This is a genomic window from Pantoea sp. Aalb (genome assembly GCF_009829985.1).
Classification (GTDB): domain Bacteria; phylum Pseudomonadota; class Gammaproteobacteria; order Enterobacterales; family Enterobacteriaceae; genus SZZU01.
Genome location: NZ_SZZU01000004.1, coordinates 1 through 17,555, shown reverse-complemented (window position 1 = coordinate 17,555; position 17,555 = coordinate 1). Strand labels below are relative to the sequence as shown.

Sequence of the window (17,555 nt, the reverse complement as noted above, 5' to 3'; positions counted from 1 at the left end):
GATTAAATTGATAGAGCAATTGGAATTACTATTACTATTACTATTACTATTACTATTACTATTACTATTACTATTACTATTACTAAATATTTCTTTATAAAATAAAGAATAACAAAAATATAATTATTCTGTAATTAAATTACATAAATTTTTTATAGCAAATATAAACATTTTTTTACTGATTATAATTTTAGTAATTAGATGTAAAAATATTAAGTTCTTTTATTTATTGAAAAAATCATTCTAATTAAAATTAAAAATAAAATTATTACTAATTTTTATAGTATTATATAAATTATAATTTAATAATCTGTAATTAACCAATATTATTATATATTAACTCATAATAATATTATATTTTTTATATTATTATACTTTAATTATATAACAATGTCATAAAAGTATAATAATACTTATTAAGTATAAGTATTTAGAAAGTATTTGAATTTTTCTTAAAAAGATATTTTTTTATATATAAATATAACATTAAAAGAGAGTGTTATGTTGTATTTATTTCTTAACTATATATTTTATATATAATTAAAAATTATATTGAATGAACGATTTAATCAGTCATTTAAAATTCATTAGATTAATTAACTTTCTATTGGATCAATATCTATTAACCATTTGATTTTACGAGTAATAGGTAATGTATAAATAAATAATAATGAACATTTGATTAATAGCTGCAAATGTTGTCGTGATGGATGTTGTATTAAAAGCTGCCATCGCCAACGTCCATTTTTTTTTGGTGTTAATGATGGTATTGGGCCCATTAACCATGTTTTCTTATCTTTATTAGGATTTATTTCTAACATGCTACGTAATTGAGTAAGAAATGTTTCTGCTTGACAGTTATCTATATCTTCAGCATGGAAAATTGCGTGGTTTGTCCACGGGGGTAATTGTACTAATTGTCTTTCTAATAAAGCTTGCTTAGCAAAAGAGAAATATCCGAAATGCATCAATTTTTTTAATAGTGGATGCTCTGGATGATAAGTTTGTAGTAGTACTTCACCTTGTTTTCCTGCTCTTCCTGTACGTCCAGCAACTTGTATATATAATTGTGCAAAGCGTTCAGTCGTACGAAAATCAGCAGAAAATAATGCATTATCAACATTTAATAAAGATACTAAAGTAACGTTAGGAAAATGATGTCCTTTTGCTAACATTTGTGTACCAATGAGAATATGGGCTCCACCTCTATGTATATTAAGAAAATATTTTTCTAATGTACATTGAGACTTAATATTATCACGATCAATACGTGAAATAGATATATTCGGAAATAAAATATGAAGATATTGTTCTAATTGTTCTGTTCCAACTCCAACTGGTATTATATGTGTTGATTTACAGTTAAAACATTGATTAGGAATAGTTTGTTTACTATTACAATGGTGACACCGCAATTGATGATTATATTGATGCAATGTATAATAACTATCACAAAGCTTACATTCAGCTACCCAGCCACATTCATGGCATATAAGAGCTGGAGAAAATCCTCGTCTATTCAGAAAAATTAACACTTGATTATCATTTTGTAAATGTTGCTTAATTTTCTTAAGCAATATTGGTGCTAAACCACTTTTAAGTTGTTGACCTTTAATATTAATAGTTTTATGTAATGTGGGTTTTGCATTACCAATACGTTTAATAAGACTAAGTTGCCTATATTTACCGTTGTATACATTATGTAAAGTTTCTAATGCTGGTGTTGCTGATCCTAATATAATAGGAATATTCTCTTGATGAGCACGAAATACAGCCAAATCACGAGCCTGGTAACGCCATCCTTCTTGTTGTTTATAGGAAGTATCATGTTCTTCATCTATAATAATTGCACCTAAACGTGTTAATGGTGTAAATATTGCTGATCTAGTGCCAATTACAATTGCGCTTTCACCATTACGAGCACGTAACCATACAGAAAGACGTTCACTATTTTTAAGAGATGAATGTAATATGTCTATTGGTGCTTTAAAACGTTCACGAAAGTATTTAATGGTTTGGGGCGTTAAACTAATTTCTGGTACCAATACTAATGCTTGTTTACCACATGCTAGTATTTTTTCTAACACTCTAAGATAAACTTCTGTTTTCCCTGAACCGGTAATACCAGCTAATAACCATGCTACATAAGAATTTCTTTCTTTGTTAATTGCTTGTACAGCAAATTCTTGATCTTTATTTAAATCTAATCTTTTGCCTTTAATTTTAAAATTATTACGCCAATCAATTATTGTTGATGCTTCTTCATATAAATCACACAGTCCTTTAGTACGTAAAGATTTTAATGTGGCATGAGTAATATTATGTTTGCTTATTTGATTATAATATAATGGTTGTTTAAGAATAGTAGCAAGAGCTTTCTGCTGTTTTGGTGCATATTTCAAACTTTCCATTGTAACTTTACGTCCTGCATCACTTATTATCCATTTCCTCATTGTATTTATCCTAGTTGGTTTTCCTTGACGTAATAGAACTGGTAATGCATGACTCAATACTTCGCCTATAGGGAAATGATAGTAATTTGCTGCCCAGTGTAATATATGCCAAAGCACAGGAGAAAATAAGCTTTGATCATCAATTACTTTTTCAATTTTTTTAAGTTGCGTTAATGGTAATTTACTATTTTCAAGTATATTAACAGCAATACCGATCATTGTACGGTTACCAAATGATACTTGAGTTCGTGCACCCGGAACTAACTGTGGTACATCAGGAGGTAATAAATAGTCAAATAATCGGGGTAGAGGTAATGGTAATGCAATTTGAACAACTAACATATTAAGGTTTATATAATCCTAAGTAGGCAATAGGTAAGAAAAAATATTTTTTTATGCTTTTAAATATTACAGTAACAAGTTAAATATTTACTAATTTAATATTTACTATATTATTATTTATTCAATAATTTATTATTAATTGCTAACTTAATTCAAATTATTTTAATTATTTATTCATAGTAATAAATATTAATAAGATGTTTTTTATTATCTTAAAATAAAAAGTTTGGTCAAAACTAGAATTTTTTAAAATAAGTATCTATTTAATTTGATTGGTCTTTTAAAGAAATCTATTTCTGGAGGTTATTCAATGAAACAAGGTATTCATCCACAATATACAGTAGTAACTATAACTTGTTCTTGTGGCAACGTAATTCATACTCGTTCTACCATGGGTCATGATCTTAATTTAGATGTGTGTGGTAAATGCCATCCATTCTACACTGGAAAACAACGTGTAGTAGATACAGGTGGTCGTGTTGAACGCTTTAACAAACGTTTTGCAATTTTAAATAATAAAAAATGAATTTTTTTATTAAAAATTTTTAAAATAAGATTTTTACTATTTTAATTTAATAATTAACTCTTTATTTCAGTTTAAGTATTAATAAAATTTTTTTTTTAAATATTGAATTAGCTTATTTTAATTTGCTATTTATAATAGATGAATATTTTTCCTTTTAGTCTTGTATAAAAGTAATTTATTTGCTGAAACCATAATAGTATATATATATTAATTTATATATATAAATTATATTAAATAATAATTAAATATAATAAATATGTTACTATATTTAGTATAACCTATTATAATTTATACATTAATTAAGGATCTTAAATTAATATAGATAAAATGATAATATTTATTTATATTAAATTAATTTATTGTAAATGCTAATTTAATTAGTATAAAAATGTAATATATAAACAATAGAAGCCTTTAGATGCATTCACGTCTACATTTTTTAAATGTTATTCTTTTGCTATCCTGGTCGTTATTCAGAATATAAGTAAGTATCATGAAGCGTAAACAAGCAACTATTTCAGTACACAGCGGTTTAAATAATGATGAGCAATATGGTTGTGTTGTCCCACCGATTCATCTTTCTACTACTTATAATTTTCTTAATTTTAAAGAACCACGATTACATGATTATTCGCGTCGAGGTAATCCAACTCGTGATATAGTACAACAAGCTTTAGCAGAATTAGAAGGTGGCGCAGGAGCTATTTTAACTAATACAGGAATGTCAGCAATACACATGGTTACTACCATGTTTCTAAAGCCAGGTGATTTACTCATATCGCCACATGATTGTTATGGTGGTAGTTATCGTTTATTTGATAGCCTTAGTAAGCGTGGATTGTATCGTGTTAAGTTTATTGATCAAAGTAACCAATCTGCTTTAAATATAGCTTTAGCAGAAAAACCAAAATTAATACTTGTTGAAAGTCCAAGTAATCCTTTATTACGTGTAGTGGATATTATGAGCATTTGTCGAGCTGCTCGGGAAGCTGGTACTATAAGTATAGTAGATAATACTTTTTTAAGTCCAGTTTTACAAAATCCATTGGCTTTAGGTGCTGATTTAGTGATTCACTCTTGCACTAAATATTTAAATGGCCATTCTGATGTTGTAGCTGGTGCTGTAATTGCTAAAGATCCTATGGTAGTCAGTGAACTTGTTTGGTGGTCGAACAATATTGGTGTTACTAGTGCAGCTTTTGATAGTTATTTATTATTACGAGGGCTACGCACATTAGTTCCTCGTATGGAAGCTGCTCAGCGTAATGCATTACTGATAGTTGAATATCTTAAAACACAACCATTAGTAAAAAAAATATATCACCCTTCTTTACCAGATCATATTGGTCATGAATACGCAGTACGTCAGCAACGTGGCTTTGGTGCTATGTTAAGCTTTGAATTGAATGTTAATGAAACAAGTTTATGTAATTTCTTAAAAGCACTAAAATTATTCACTTTAGCTGAATCTCTTGGTGGTGTTGAAAGCCTAATTTCACATACGGCAACTATGACTCATGCAGGAATGTCTAAGGAAGCGCGTACAACAGCTGGTATTTCTGAAACTCTACTGCGTATTTCTACTGGTATCGAGGATTATGAAGATCTTATCGCTGATTTAGATAATGCATTTTGCATCTTATAAGGTAATTTAATATATTAATTCTAAGTATTCATCGCATTTTTAAAATGCATCTGCTTACTTAGAATCATGTATTAATGAATTTTATATATATGACCAAATCGCTGATTGTTTCATATAAATTTAAATAATCTACTACCGTGTATAATTCATTATTAAGATTACATAAATAACTTTAATTAATAAAAATAAATAATGAAAATCAATATTCCTTTATATATTTTTATCATATTACATTCTTTAATATTAATAAAAATTTATTAAATTAAGTGTTATTAATTTATATAAAAATATAATTGATTATTTTATTATTAATACTTTATTTCTTGAGATTATTAAAAATAAAATACGCAAAATAAGTTATAATAAAGATAGGTATTAAACATGACTTTCTTTAATGCTAACCAATGTGAAGTGTTGAATCAAAGATTAGCTGAAATAAATGGACGGATTAATATATCTTTTGAGTTTTTTCCACCCAGTACTAATGAAATGGAAGAAATGTTATGGAATTCTATTGATCGTTTAAGTAGTTTAAGACCTAAATTTGTCTCTGTAACTTATGGAGCTAATTCTGGTAATCGGGAAAAAACTTATAATATAATTCAAAATATAAAAGCACGTACTGGTCTTAAAGCAGCTCCACATTTAACCTGTATAGATACTACACATGATGAACTGTGTACTATTGCACGTCATTATTGGATGAATGATATTCACCATATCATAGCAATTCGCGGCGATTTACTACCTAGTAAACAAAAACCTAAAATGTATGGTTACGATTTAGTTGCTTTATTGAAAAAAATTGGAGATTTTGATATATCTGTAGCAGCATATCCAGAAGTTCATCCTGAAGCAAAAAGTGCGCAAGCAGATTTGATTAATTTAAAACGTAAAATTGATGCAGGTGCCAATCGCGCTATTACACAATTTTTTTTTGATGTAGAAACTTATTTACGTTTTCGTGATCGATGTGTTGTAGCTGGTATTGACGTTGAAATTATACCAGGAATTTTACCAGTTTTTAATTTTAAACAACTAGAACGATTTGCTACCATTACTAATGTTCGTATACCTAAATGGATAAAAACTATGTTTCAAGGATTAGATGAAGATTTAGAGACTCGTAAAATGATTGGTATTAATATTGTTATGGATATGATAAAAATATTATCACGTGAAGGATTAAAAGATTTTCATTTTTATACACTTAATCGCGCTGATATGAGTTATGCTATTTGCCATATGTTAGGATTACGTCCATATAATTAGTAATATCAAAAAATTAGTTTTCAAAGATATCTATATGAATAAATATTTTTTTCTAAAAAAATATTTATAATAAGCTCATTAAATTTATATTTCTTTATTTTTTTGAATAAACTTATTATTATATTAGCGATATTTCTAACTGAATATAGTAAATTAGTGATATATCATATATAGTATATATATAAAATAATATATTTAGATTTATATCTAAATTATATTTTTTGTATTAGATATTTATTCTATTTTTTAATAAAATGGGGCACAATTTATGCAATCTGAAGAACAACAATTAATAGAAGGTTTGTTTCAAAGAATAAAACAAACAGAGCAAACTACAGGTTTACGCGATACTGAAGCAGAACAGTTGATTCAGAAATTTATTCATCAACAACCTTCAGCTCCTTATTACATGGCACAATCCATTTTAATTCAAGAAGCTGCACTTAAAAGACTCAACCAAGATGTTGAGCAATTAAAAAATGAAATTTTAAAATTAAAAACTAATAAGCAACCAACAAATCGAAGTTTTTTTAGTGAGTTATTTGGTGGTCGTACTCAACCTCAACCTCAACCTCAACCTCAGCCTCAACCTCAACCTCAGCCAGAACAATCTTCATCTAACTATAATAATTATGCACAATCTCCTAATACATCATCACGTGTCGGTAGTTTTATGTCTGGAGCATTACAAACAGCTGCTGGTGTAGCTGGTGGAGTAGTATTAGGTAATATGTTAACTAATATGTTTCATCATTCAGAACCACAAGAGATTGTAAATATTATTGAAAATCCAACACCTTCAATAACAGGAGAAAATGATTCTTTATTACATCAAGATTTTGATGCCAATAATTTAGATACATTTAATAATGTATCTGATAGACATTTTCTAGATCAAAATGATGTTTTATCAAATAATTATATTGATACTAATGATTTTAGTAACGATGATGATAGTTTTTTTTAATTACTACTATCAAGTTATGTCTACAATTTTATATATTTAAACATATTCAAATATTAATTGATATTATTCAGCAAAATATGTCATATAATAAATGCTATCTTTTGCTGGTAAAAGATAGAATTACTGATTTTATGAATTAAAATTCAATATATTTATGTAAAGAAATAGTCAATTGAAGGTAATATTTTTATATAGTAAATTTTTGTATGTATTATAAAATACATATTTTGCTGATATATTATATAGTAATACAGTCTAAACATTAGAAATATAAGATTAATATAATATTTTATATTTCTAATGTTTTATCTTATCTCAAAAATATTTACATAAATTAATAAGGTTTAGTATTAAGGATTACGTATAGTGATAGACATTTTGTTTAATATTTGTCAACTAAAAGCCTTATTGTAATAACAAAATATTCTACGTATCATCTTAAATTTATACTATTAGTCATTTTAATCAACATAAGTAGTTAAGTATTAAATTGTTATGAATATAACAATTTAATACTTATTTTATTCTATAATATGATTTATTACTCCTACAACGTTGCTTATCAATATCACGTAAATAAGAAATACCTGTCATGAAATCAGATATTATTTTAGTTTTTTCATCATTTAGTCGATTATTTAATCCTCCCCAACGTTGAATTAATAATAACTCTCCAAATAAATCATAACATAGTTCATCTTCATACCAACAAAAACTATTATCCCAACGCCAAAGCGACCTATATTTATTATCCTTAATTTATTCATTTTTTAAATCAATTAAAATATCTAATAAATTGAATCATTTTTAATAATTGATTAACTAAAACTTAATAAATTTTATTATATTGAGTTAAATAATTTAAATGTTTATTTATAATAAGATCTAATAAATATAGTTTATTGGTTTTTACATTTATATAAAATTATATTTTTTATGATAAAAATTTTTAGTTAAATCAAATTATTAATTAATAATAGATTTTATCTAGTAAATAAATATTAAAACGTTAATAACAAAAATATTGAATTATTTTTTTAATAAGAGTATGAGTAGGTTTAATAAACTTAAAATCAAGAAATTCATTTGGTTGATGAGCTTGATTAATGGATCCTGGACCTAAAAGTAATACTGGGCATAAGTTTTGAATAAAAGATGCTTCAGTGCAATAGTTAACTAACTTAGTTGATGTACCTGATAATTTTTCGATTATCTTTACAAATTCAAGTTCTCTTGAACATTCATAACTTGGAATAGGCATATGTAGATCAGTAACTGTTAAACATCCTGGCCAACAGGTTTTTACTGGTATTAATAATTTATTTAGTAAGAAATTGAATTGTTTAATAGTTAATCCAGGAGTTGGTCTAATATCTATGTGAAGTTCACAATAATCACAAATACGGTTTACTGCATTTCCACCTTTAATTTGACCAAAATTTATTGTAGGATAAGTAATAGAAAAACCATTGTGATTATATTTTTTTTTTAAAATTTTTTGTAATTTTATTAATTGTGTAATTGATTGGTGCATTACCTCGATTGCATTTATTCCTAAAGATGGGTTACTAGAATGACCAGATTTCCCTTGAATATGTATTATTTTTGCAAAATAACCTTTATGACCACGTACTGGCTTAAGCGACGTTGGCTCTCCTACGATAGCGTAATGTGGATTTATTAAAGTAGATTCCACGAAATACCTTGCACCCTGCATAGTTGTTTCTTCATCAGCCGTTGCTAGAATATATAATGGTTTATTTAATTTTTTCATATCAACATTACGTAATACATCTAAAATAAAAGCAAAAAAAACTTTCATATCAACAGAACCTAAACCATAAAACTTATCGTCTTTTTGAGTAAGTTTAAAGGGATTAAAAATCCATTGATTATCATCATAAGCTACAGTGTCAGTGTGACCGGTTAATAGTAAACCGCCATCATTTGTTTCGATTTTATTACGTGCTAACATATTGAATTTATTATTATATAAATTATTAGGTAACAATTTTACTTCTATATTATAACCGAGTTCTTCAAACCAATTAGCTAGCAAATCAATTAAATCTTTATTGCTTTGATCAAAATTTTTATTAGTAGAACTTATTGATGGTACAGCAATCAACTGTCGATAAATTTCAATAAATGATGGTAATTTTATTTTCACTATTAATAATCTTATAATAGAAATTATAAATATTAATTCAATAATATTGAATATTAATATTATTATTTTTGCAATTGAATAATTATAATCATAATATATGTATTAGTTAAAATTACAATTATAAATGAATAACTATTAAGGTATATAATTTTATGTTAAATGCAATGATTATTGGTGCTAGTGGTTATACTGGAGTAGAGCTTGCTATTTACTTAACCCGCCATCCATACATAAATATAATTGCATTGATCGTATCTGAGTATAGTTCTGATATTGAAAAACTACTATCAGATTTACATCCACAGCTAAAAGGTATTATTGATATACCTCTAAAACCTTTGAGTTATACTTCTAAAGTAGTGAATAAAGTTGATGTAGTTTTTTTTGCAACAACTCATGAAATTAGTCACGATTTAGTTCCAAATTTTTTAAAAATGAACTGTATAGTTTTTGATCTATCTGGTGCATTTCGTGTTAATAATAAAAAATTTTATAGAAAATATTATTTTCTGAATCATCAACATCAAGATTTATTAAATAAAGCAGTATATGGCTTAGCAGAATGGTATCGAGATAAAATTAAAGAAGCTCAGCTAGTAGCAGTGCCTGGATGTTATCCTACAGTTACACAATTAGCATTAAAACCATTGGTAGAATTTAATCTATTAAACAATCAATATTGGCCAGTAATTAATGCTATAAGTGGTGTAAGTGGTTCTGGAAGAAAAGCGAGCCTAATAAATCATTTTTGTGAAGTTAGTTTACAAGCATATGGCATTTTTAATCATCGTCATCATCAAGAAATTACTTCATATCTTGGTATACCAGTAATTTTTATTCCTCATTTAGGAAATTTCTCACGAGGTATTCTTGCCACTATTGTTTGCTATTTAAAAAAATCTGTAAAACAGCAGGACGTTATAGATGCTTTTTATAAGGCTTATTATAATAAGCCTTTAATTCGTATATATAATAAGGGAATACCAGCCTTAAAAGCTGTCGTAGGATTACCGTTCTGCGATATTGGTTTTGTAATAAAAGGAGAACATCTTATTATTGTTTCTGCAGAAGATAATTTATTAAAAGGAGCTTCTGGACAAGCAGTCCAATGTCTAAATATCCGTTTTGGCTTTCCTGAAACACTCTCTTTGATTTAATTCATGGAAGTAATTTATGTCCAATCCTTTAATCATTAAGTTAGGTGGTACTTTATTAGATAATAAAGAAGCATTAAAAACTTTATTTCATGCACTACAACAGTATATAAAACAACAGAAACGTTCTGTAGTTATAGTACATGGTGGTGGATGTTTAGTAGATAAATTAATGAAAAGTTTAGATTTACCTATTAAAAAGAAAAATGGTTTACGTATAACTCCAGCTGATCAAATTGAAATTATTACAGGTGCTTTAGCAGGTACTGCAAATAAAAAATTATTATTTTGGGCAAAGAAATATAATATTCCTGCATTAGGACTTTGCTTAGGTGATGCAGATATAGTGATTGTTAAACAATTTGATAAAGAAATGGGATATGTAGGTAATGCTATACCAGGTAATCCAAAACTATTAAATATATTATTTAATGCAGGATATATTCCAATTATAAGCTCTATAGGCATTGCTGAAAATAGTTATTTAATGAATGTTAATGCAGACCAAGCAGCAACTGCTTTAGCTGTAACTATTAATGCAAATTTAGTATTTTTATCTGATGTCAATAATATTATTGATGAACAAGGCTATCCTATTACTGAGATTACAGCAGAAAAAGCAAAACAACTAATTGCGATAGGTATTATTACTAATGGTATGATAGTAAAAATAAATGCAGCTTTAGATGCAGCACGCATACTCTCTCGTCCAGTAGATATCGCTAGTTGGCATCAGTCTGAAAAGCTATTGGCTCTTTTTAAAGGTAGATCGATTGGAACTAGAATCATAATATAATTAAGGATAACTAAATGAATAAATATAAAATAAAAAAAATTGTTCTAGCTTATTCCGGCGGTTTAGATACTTCAGCCATCATTCCATGGCTTAAAGATTCTTATAATGATTGTGATGTAATAGCATTTGTAGCAAATATTGGACAAAATAATAGTGATTTAGAAGATATTGAAAATAAAGCTATCCAATCAGGAGCTTCTAAATGTTATATTATTGATTTAAAAAAAGAATTTGTTGATAAATATGTTTATCCAGTATTAAAAACTGGTGCTTTATATGAAGGTACCTATATGCTAGGTACTGCAATGGCTCGTCCTATCATCGCAAAAGCACAAGTTGATCTTGCTTTAAATATTGGTGCAGATACATTATGTCACGGAGCTACTGGTAAAGGTAATGATCAAGTACGTTTTGAAACTGCTTATAGTTCTTTAGCTCCTCAACTAAATGTAATAGCACCATGGCGAGAATGGAATTTAAGTTCGCGAGAAATGCTTATTAATTATTTAAAAGAACGTAATATTAAAACTACTGCATCTCTAGAAAAAATTTATAGTCGAGATGAGAATATCTGGCATGTTTCTACTGAAGGTGGAATATTAGAAAATTTATGGAATGCGCCAAATGAAGATTGTTGGATATGGACAGTAGATCCATTAACTGCACCAAATCAGCCTGAAAATGTTATTATTACTATAAAAAAAGGAAGCGTAATTGCTATAAATAAAAAGAAGTTAAGTCCCTTTCAATGTTTAAAAGAGCTTAATGAATTAGGAGCTAAACATGGTATTGGTCGTCTTGATATTGTTGAAAATCGTCTAGTAGGCATAAAATCACGTGGTTGTTATGAAACCCCAGGGGGTACTATTATGATGAAAGCATTACGTGCAGTTGAACAGTTAGTATTAGATCGCGATAGTTTTAAGTGGCGTGAGCAATTAGGACAAGAAATGTCTTATGTAGTTTACGATGGCCGTTGGTTTACTCCATTTCGAGATTCTATTCAAATAGCAGCAGAATCTTTATCTGAATTAGTAAATGGTGAAGTTGTTCTACAATTGTATAAAGGAAATGTTACAGCAATTCAAAAAAAATCAAAAAATAGCCTTTATGCAGAAGAATTTGCAACTTTTGGAAAAGATAAAGTATACGATCATAGTCATGCAGGTGGATTTATTCGTTTATTTTCACTTTCTTCTCGTATTCGTGCTCTAAAAAATTATAATTATCATAATAAATAGTTAATAATCATTTGTTTACTAATATTTTTTTAAAAAAATAATTATCTAATATATCTAGGAATTAATAAGATGGCACTTTGGGGTGGACGTTTTTTACATAACAGAGATAAACGATTCTTAAAGTTTAATGAATCACTTAGTTTTGATTATCGATTAGCAAAACAAGATATTATTGCTTCTATAGCTTGGTCAAAAGCATTAGTAACAGTTAATGTATTAAATACTAATGAACAAAAGCAAATAGAAAGAGCATTATATACATTATTAAAAGAAATATGTGATGATCCGCAACAGATTCTCAAAAGTAATTCGGAAGATATTCATAGTTGGATAGAAGAAAAATTGATTGAAAAAATTGGATTATTAGGGAAAAAATTGCATACTGGTCGTAGTCGTAACGATCAGATTACTACTGATTTAAAGTTATGGTGTAAACAACAAGTAAATTTATTACTACATGCTATACACAAATTACAGAATGCACTAATAGTAACTGGTGAAAATTATCAAAATTTAGTAATACCTGGTTATACTCATCTTCAACGAGCACAACCAATACCATTTGTACATTGGTGTTTAGCTTATGTTGAGATGTTAACACGTGATGAAAGTCGTCTACATGATACTTTAAAACGTCTTGACATTAGTCCATTGGGATGTGGGGCATTATCTGGAACACCATATGATATTGATCGTCAACAACTTGCTAACTGGTTAGGTTTTTCTTCAGCAACACGCAATAGTCTTGATACTGTTTCTGATCGTGACTATATACTAGAGTTATTATTTAATGCTTCTATTAGTATGATTCATCTCTCACGCTTTGCAGAAGATATGATTTTTTTTAATACAGCTGAAGCAGGTTTTATTGAGTTATCTGATAAGGTAACATCAGGTTCTTCTCTTATGCCACAGAAAAAAAATCCTGATATCCTAGAATTAATACGTGGTAAATGTGGGAGAGTACATGGATCTTTAGTTAGTATGATAGTGATATTAAAAGGTCTGCCTTTAGCATATAATAAAGATATGCAAGAAGATAAAAAAGGACTTTTTGATACTATAGATACTTGGATTGATTGTTTACATATGGCAGTGTTAGTATTAAAAGATATCAAAATTAATATTTTACGTTGTCAAGAAGCAGCTACACAAAGTTATACTAATGCTACTGAATTAGCTGATTATTTGGTAGCAAAAGGTTTGCCTTTTCGTGAAGCACATCATGTTGTAGGGAAAATCGTATTAGAAGCAATAAAACAAGGTCTAATGATTGAAGAATTGAGTTTAATTCAGCTCCAACACTTTAGTTTATTAATTGAGCAGGATGTCTATAATATTCTTTCACTACAATCTTGTCTTAATAGGCGCAATGCATACGGTGGTATTTCACCAAAACAAGTATCTAAGGCTATAATTGAAGCAAAACAACGTATTTTATGTTCTTGTATAAAAAATAATTAATTTTTAGTTTTATTTTATTTTTATAATTAATTATTTATTAAAATAAACGATTTAAACCATTTAGAGCAGCTACACGATAAGCTTCAGCCATAGTAGGATAATTAAACGTAGTATTTACGAAGTATTCAATTGTATTACCTTTATTTTTTTGTTCCATAATAGCTTGACCAATATGAATAATTTCAGCTGCACTTTCTCCAAAACAATGAATACCTAAAATTTCTTTAGTTTCACGATGGAATAAAATTTTTAAACTTCCAACATGCATACCAACAATTTGAGCGCGAGCTAAATGTTTAAATTGAGCTCTACCTACTTCATATGGTACTTTCATTATAGTAAGTTCTTGTTCTGTTTTTCCAACTGAGCTTATTTCTGGAATAGTATAAATTCCAGTTGGAATATCTTTAATTAAATGAGAGCTGGCTTGACCATTTATAATTATTTGAGCAGCAATACGGCCTTGATCATAAGCTGCAGAGGCAAGACTTGGATAACCAATTACATCACCAACCGCATATATATGCGGTTGTGTGGTTTGATACATTTTGTTAACCTTTAATAAACCACGATTATCAGTAGTTAAACCTACTTTTTCTAATAATAAGGAACTTGTACTTCCAGTACGTCCGTTAGCATATAACAAACTATCTGCTTTAACTTTTTTACCAGATTTTAAATGTATAATAACTCCATCATTAATACCTTCAATTCTTTCAAATTCTTCATTATGACGAATTAATACACCATTATTCCAAAAATGGTAAGAAAGAGAATCTGATATTTCTTGATCTAAAAAAGCAAGTAACCGATTACGAGTATTAATTAGATCAACTTTAATATTGAGACCACGAAAGATAGATGCATATTCACATCCAATAACTCCAGCGCCATAAATAATTATGTGGTTAGGTTTATGGTGTAAATTTAAAATTGAATCAGAATCATAAATATGAGGATGTGTAAAATCTACCTCAATTGGATGGTATGGGCGTGAACCACAAGCAATAATAAAATTTTCTGCAGTTAAATATTCAAATGTACCATCTGGTTTTTGTATTATAATTTTATTAATATCTATAAAACTAGCATTACCTTGATAAAGAATACAATGATTACGTTCATAAAAATTACGCCTCATTGAAGTTTGTTTACGAATAATAGTTGTTGTATAGTTTATTATATCAGAGAATGTAGCATGTAGAATTTTACTATTAGTCTTATATAAAGGATTTTGATTAAATTCAATTATACGGCTAACAATATGACGTAATGCTTTAGACGGAATAGTTCCCCAATGAGTACAACCTCCTCCAACATTATGATAGCGTTCAACTACTGCAATATGTGCTCCTTGCTTAACAAGTCCCATTGCTGCACCTTCACCACCTGGACCAGAGCCAATTACTATGGCATCATAATCACAAGTTTTTTTTTGCATATCATAAATCCTAATGGTTTTTAAATATTTTATTAAACCAATGTTTTTTTAATTAAAAATTGATTTTAATTATATAAAGATATTTTCTATATATGTAAATATAAAAAATAGTGTAAATTGAATATTTCATTTTTATGTACATTAAAACTTAATCAATTTTAAAAGTACGGTTTTATATTATATGATTATTATCAGAGTAAATTTTAGTTTTATGTTTTAAATATTAATTTGTATTATGATTTTTTAATAAAAATGTAATCTATAGTAATTATACTGCGGATAAGGTTTATTAATTTTGAAATTTAATAAAAAATCTTATTTAAATATAATAATGTTTTCTTTATTAAGTAGGAATAAAGATCTTATTTAAGATATTTTGATATTTATTATTCCAAATAGCCTTATACTATATGTTTTTAAAAAACAATAAATAACTGTATTAAACTTATTTTTATTAAATTTCTTTAATATAATGTATATATACTATACATATTATGCAATATATATATAGTATATATACATTATCATGTATGCTTTTTATTAAGTAAAGTAATTAATAAATTCCTTACTAAATATTAAATATAGTTTCTTATTAATTTTATTAATTTTATTAATTTAAACCATAATTTACATTTTTTGTTTTTAAAGCATTTAATTTTTATAAATTCATTTAATTAGAATATTTATTATTTAAAAAATTTAAATAATAATAATAACATTAATCATTACTATAATAGTTATTACTATACCATAGTAATAACTGAAGAGAAAGAAATGAATTATTGTTCCCCATTTATAAAATCGGGTACTACCTTAGAGTTAAATTTAAATACAGTATCTCATATAAGATCTACTATATTATTTTTTGATTCTGGCATAGGTGGACTTTCGATATATAAAGAAGTTCAAAAATTAATACCTAATATTCGTTATATTTACGTTTTTGATAATAAAAATTTTCCATATGGAGAGAAAAATGAAGAATTTATAAAAAAATATACTTTAAAAATAGTAAAAACTATTGCTAATCGTTTTCACTTAACTCTTGTAGTGATTGCTTGTAATTCAGCAAGTGTAGTTTCTTTACCTATTTTACGTAAACAATTTACATTTCCAATAGTAGGAGTTGTTCCAGCTATTAAATCTGCAGCATGTTTAACTCGTAACGGTATAATTGGTTTATTAGCTACACGTAATACTATATATCGTCCTTACATTCATAAATTAATAAAGCGCTTTGCTCGTAATAAATGTAAAACTTTAATGTTAGGATCAATTAAATTAGTAGAATTAGCAGAAGCTAAATTACGTGGAGAAAAAGTATTATTGTCTGACATAAAAAATACTTTAGAACCTTGGCTTAATATGCAAGAACGACCAGATACAGTAGTATTGGGGTGTACACATTTTCCATTATTGCGAAAAGAAATACAAAATATTTTATCAGATAAAATAAAGCTTATAGATAGTGGCGTAGCGGTTGCACGTCATGTAACTTATTTATTAACACATAAAGAATTACACAAAGCTATTACTTCTAGACATAATATTGCATTTTGCACAAATATAGATCGTAAAGTAACGCTATTAATTCCAATTTTAAAACATTATGGGTTTTCTTCTTTAGAAAAGCTTGTAATTTAAAATATTAAATTCAAAAATTTATTATTATTATTAAATAAATCAATTATTAATTGAAAAGATTTAATAATTGATATTATTAATAATATAAAATTTAAAATAAATACTTGACTGATTATATAAAAAGTTTAGGATAGAGTATCTTACTTATTTAATAGTATAAAATATTTTAATAGTATAAAATATATTGTATAGTTCTTTAACAATTTATTAGACAATTGGTGTGGGCACTTATAGGTGTAATATCAATATTTTTAGATATAAAATGTCTAATTTCTGATGAATAAATACGTAATTTTATTACAAATTTTAATTCACAGAACAATAAACAAACTTTAAAATTGAAGAGTTTGATCATGGCTCAGATTGAACGCTGGCGGCAAGCCTAACACATGCAAGTCGAACGGCAGCACAAAAGAGCTTGCTCTTTGGGTGGCGAGTGG

The 17,555-nt window shown here is 27.1% G+C and carries 12 protein-coding genes and 1 rRNA gene; 10 read left to right on the top strand and 3 right to left on the bottom strand.

What is annotated here, in order from left to right; all coding sequences use genetic code 11:
- Positions 1-596 precede the first annotated feature (596 nt).
- Complete coding sequence (priA, locus tag FD728_RS04195) at positions 597-2,795, bottom strand: primosomal protein N' (RefSeq protein WP_159935142.1); 2,199 nt, start codon at positions 2,793-2,795, stop codon at positions 597-599.
- Between the two features lie 310 nt (positions 2,796-3,105).
- Here priA and rpmE point away from each other — a divergent pair, with 310 nt between their 5' ends.
- The 4 genes from rpmE to FD728_RS04175 all read left to right on the top strand — a co-directional run bounded on the left by rpmE (position 3,106) and on the right by FD728_RS04175 (position 7,205).
- Complete coding sequence (rpmE, locus tag FD728_RS04190) at positions 3,106-3,321, top strand: 50S ribosomal protein L31 (protein WP_159935253.1); 216 nt, start codon at positions 3,106-3,108, stop codon at positions 3,319-3,321.
- A gap of 493 nt (positions 3,322-3,814) precedes the next feature.
- Complete coding sequence (metB, locus tag FD728_RS04185) at positions 3,815-4,966, top strand: cystathionine gamma-synthase (RefSeq protein ID WP_159935140.1); 1,152 nt, start codon at positions 3,815-3,817, stop codon at positions 4,964-4,966.
- 381 nt (positions 4,967-5,347) lie between these two features.
- Entirely contained in the window at positions 5,348-6,238 is an 891-nt protein-coding gene (gene metF, locus FD728_RS04180) for a methylenetetrahydrofolate reductase (protein ID WP_159935138.1), read from the top strand.
- Positions 6,239-6,506: 268 nt separating this feature from the next.
- Complete coding sequence (locus tag FD728_RS04175) at positions 6,507-7,205, top strand: DUF2076 domain-containing protein (RefSeq protein ID WP_159935136.1); 699 nt, start codon at positions 6,507-6,509, stop codon at positions 7,203-7,205.
- A 1,009-nt stretch (positions 7,206-8,214) separates the two neighbouring features.
- Here the strand turns inward: FD728_RS04175 and argE are convergent.
- Positions 8,215-9,375: an acetylornithine deacetylase gene (gene argE, locus FD728_RS04170; RefSeq protein ID WP_159935134.1), complete on the bottom strand. Its 1,161-nt coding sequence runs from the start codon at positions 9,373-9,375 to the stop codon at positions 8,215-8,217.
- A gap of 152 nt (positions 9,376-9,527) precedes the next feature.
- On the opposite strand from argE, the gene argC reads away from it, so the two are divergent.
- From argC to argH, 4 genes are all read left to right on the top strand, one after another.
- Positions 9,528-10,532: an N-acetyl-gamma-glutamyl-phosphate reductase gene (gene argC, locus FD728_RS04165; RefSeq protein ID WP_159935132.1), complete on the top strand. Its 1,005-nt coding sequence runs from the start codon at positions 9,528-9,530 to the stop codon at positions 10,530-10,532.
- A 16-nt stretch (positions 10,533-10,548) separates the two neighbouring features.
- A complete protein-coding gene (gene argB / locus FD728_RS04160; RefSeq protein WP_159935130.1) occupies positions 10,549-11,325 on the top strand; it encodes an acetylglutamate kinase in 777 nt (258 codons plus the stop codon).
- A 14-nt stretch (positions 11,326-11,339) separates the two neighbouring features.
- On the top strand, positions 11,340-12,566 hold the full coding sequence (locus tag FD728_RS04155) for an argininosuccinate synthase (RefSeq protein ID WP_159935128.1): 1,227 nt from the start codon (positions 11,340-11,342) through the stop codon (positions 12,564-12,566).
- A 69-nt stretch (positions 12,567-12,635) separates the two neighbouring features.
- The gene (gene argH / locus FD728_RS04150; RefSeq protein WP_159935126.1) at positions 12,636-14,030 is read left to right on the top strand and encodes an argininosuccinate lyase; all 1,395 of its coding nucleotides are present in this window, start codon (positions 12,636-12,638) and stop codon (positions 14,028-14,030) included.
- A 37-nt stretch (positions 14,031-14,067) separates the two neighbouring features.
- Here the strand turns inward: argH and sthA are convergent, their stop codons facing one another.
- Entirely contained in the window at positions 14,068-15,471 is a 1,404-nt protein-coding gene (gene sthA, locus FD728_RS04145) for a Si-specific NAD(P)(+) transhydrogenase (RefSeq protein WP_159935124.1), read from the bottom strand.
- A 774-nt stretch (positions 15,472-16,245) separates the two neighbouring features.
- Here sthA and murI point away from each other — a divergent pair.
- Both murI and FD728_RS04135 read left to right on the top strand, forming a co-directional pair.
- Positions 16,246-17,115, top strand: a complete 870-nt coding sequence (gene murI / locus FD728_RS04140; RefSeq protein ID WP_159935122.1) for a glutamate racemase — start codon at positions 16,246-16,248, stop codon at positions 17,113-17,115.
- A 335-nt stretch (positions 17,116-17,450) separates the two neighbouring features.
- Positions 17,451-17,555, top strand: a 16S ribosomal RNA gene (locus FD728_RS04135); the annotation flags it as partial.

Excerpts from the sequence above, each read along its gene's own strand:
- sthA (WP_159935124.1), bottom strand. The coding sequence starts at position 15,471 with ATGCAAAAAAAAACTTGTGATTATGATGCCATAGTAATTGGCTCTGGT.
- FD728_RS04155 (WP_159935128.1), top strand. The coding sequence starts at position 11,340 with ATGAATAAATATAAAATAAAAAAAATTGTTCTAGCTTATTCCGGCGGT.
- FD728_RS04175 (WP_159935136.1), top strand. The coding sequence starts at position 6,507 with ATGCAATCTGAAGAACAACAATTAATAGAAGGTTTGTTTCAAAGAATA.
- metF (WP_159935138.1), top strand. The coding sequence starts at position 5,348 with ATGACTTTCTTTAATGCTAACCAATGTGAAGTGTTGAATCAAAGATTA.
- argH (WP_159935126.1), top strand. The coding sequence starts at position 12,636 with ATGGCACTTTGGGGTGGACGTTTTTTACATAACAGAGATAAACGATTC.
- priA (WP_159935142.1), bottom strand. The coding sequence starts at position 2,795 with ATGTTAGTTGTTCAAATTGCATTACCATTACCTCTACCCCGATTATTT.
- rpmE (WP_159935253.1), top strand. The coding sequence starts at position 3,106 with ATGAAACAAGGTATTCATCCACAATATACAGTAGTAACTATAACTTGT.
- argC (WP_159935132.1), top strand. The coding sequence starts at position 9,528 with ATGTTAAATGCAATGATTATTGGTGCTAGTGGTTATACTGGAGTAGAG.
- metB (WP_159935140.1), top strand. The coding sequence starts at position 3,815 with ATGAAGCGTAAACAAGCAACTATTTCAGTACACAGCGGTTTAAATAAT.
- argB (WP_159935130.1), top strand. The coding sequence starts at position 10,549 with ATGTCCAATCCTTTAATCATTAAGTTAGGTGGTACTTTATTAGATAAT.
- murI (WP_159935122.1), top strand. The coding sequence starts at position 16,246 with ATGAATTATTGTTCCCCATTTATAAAATCGGGTACTACCTTAGAGTTA.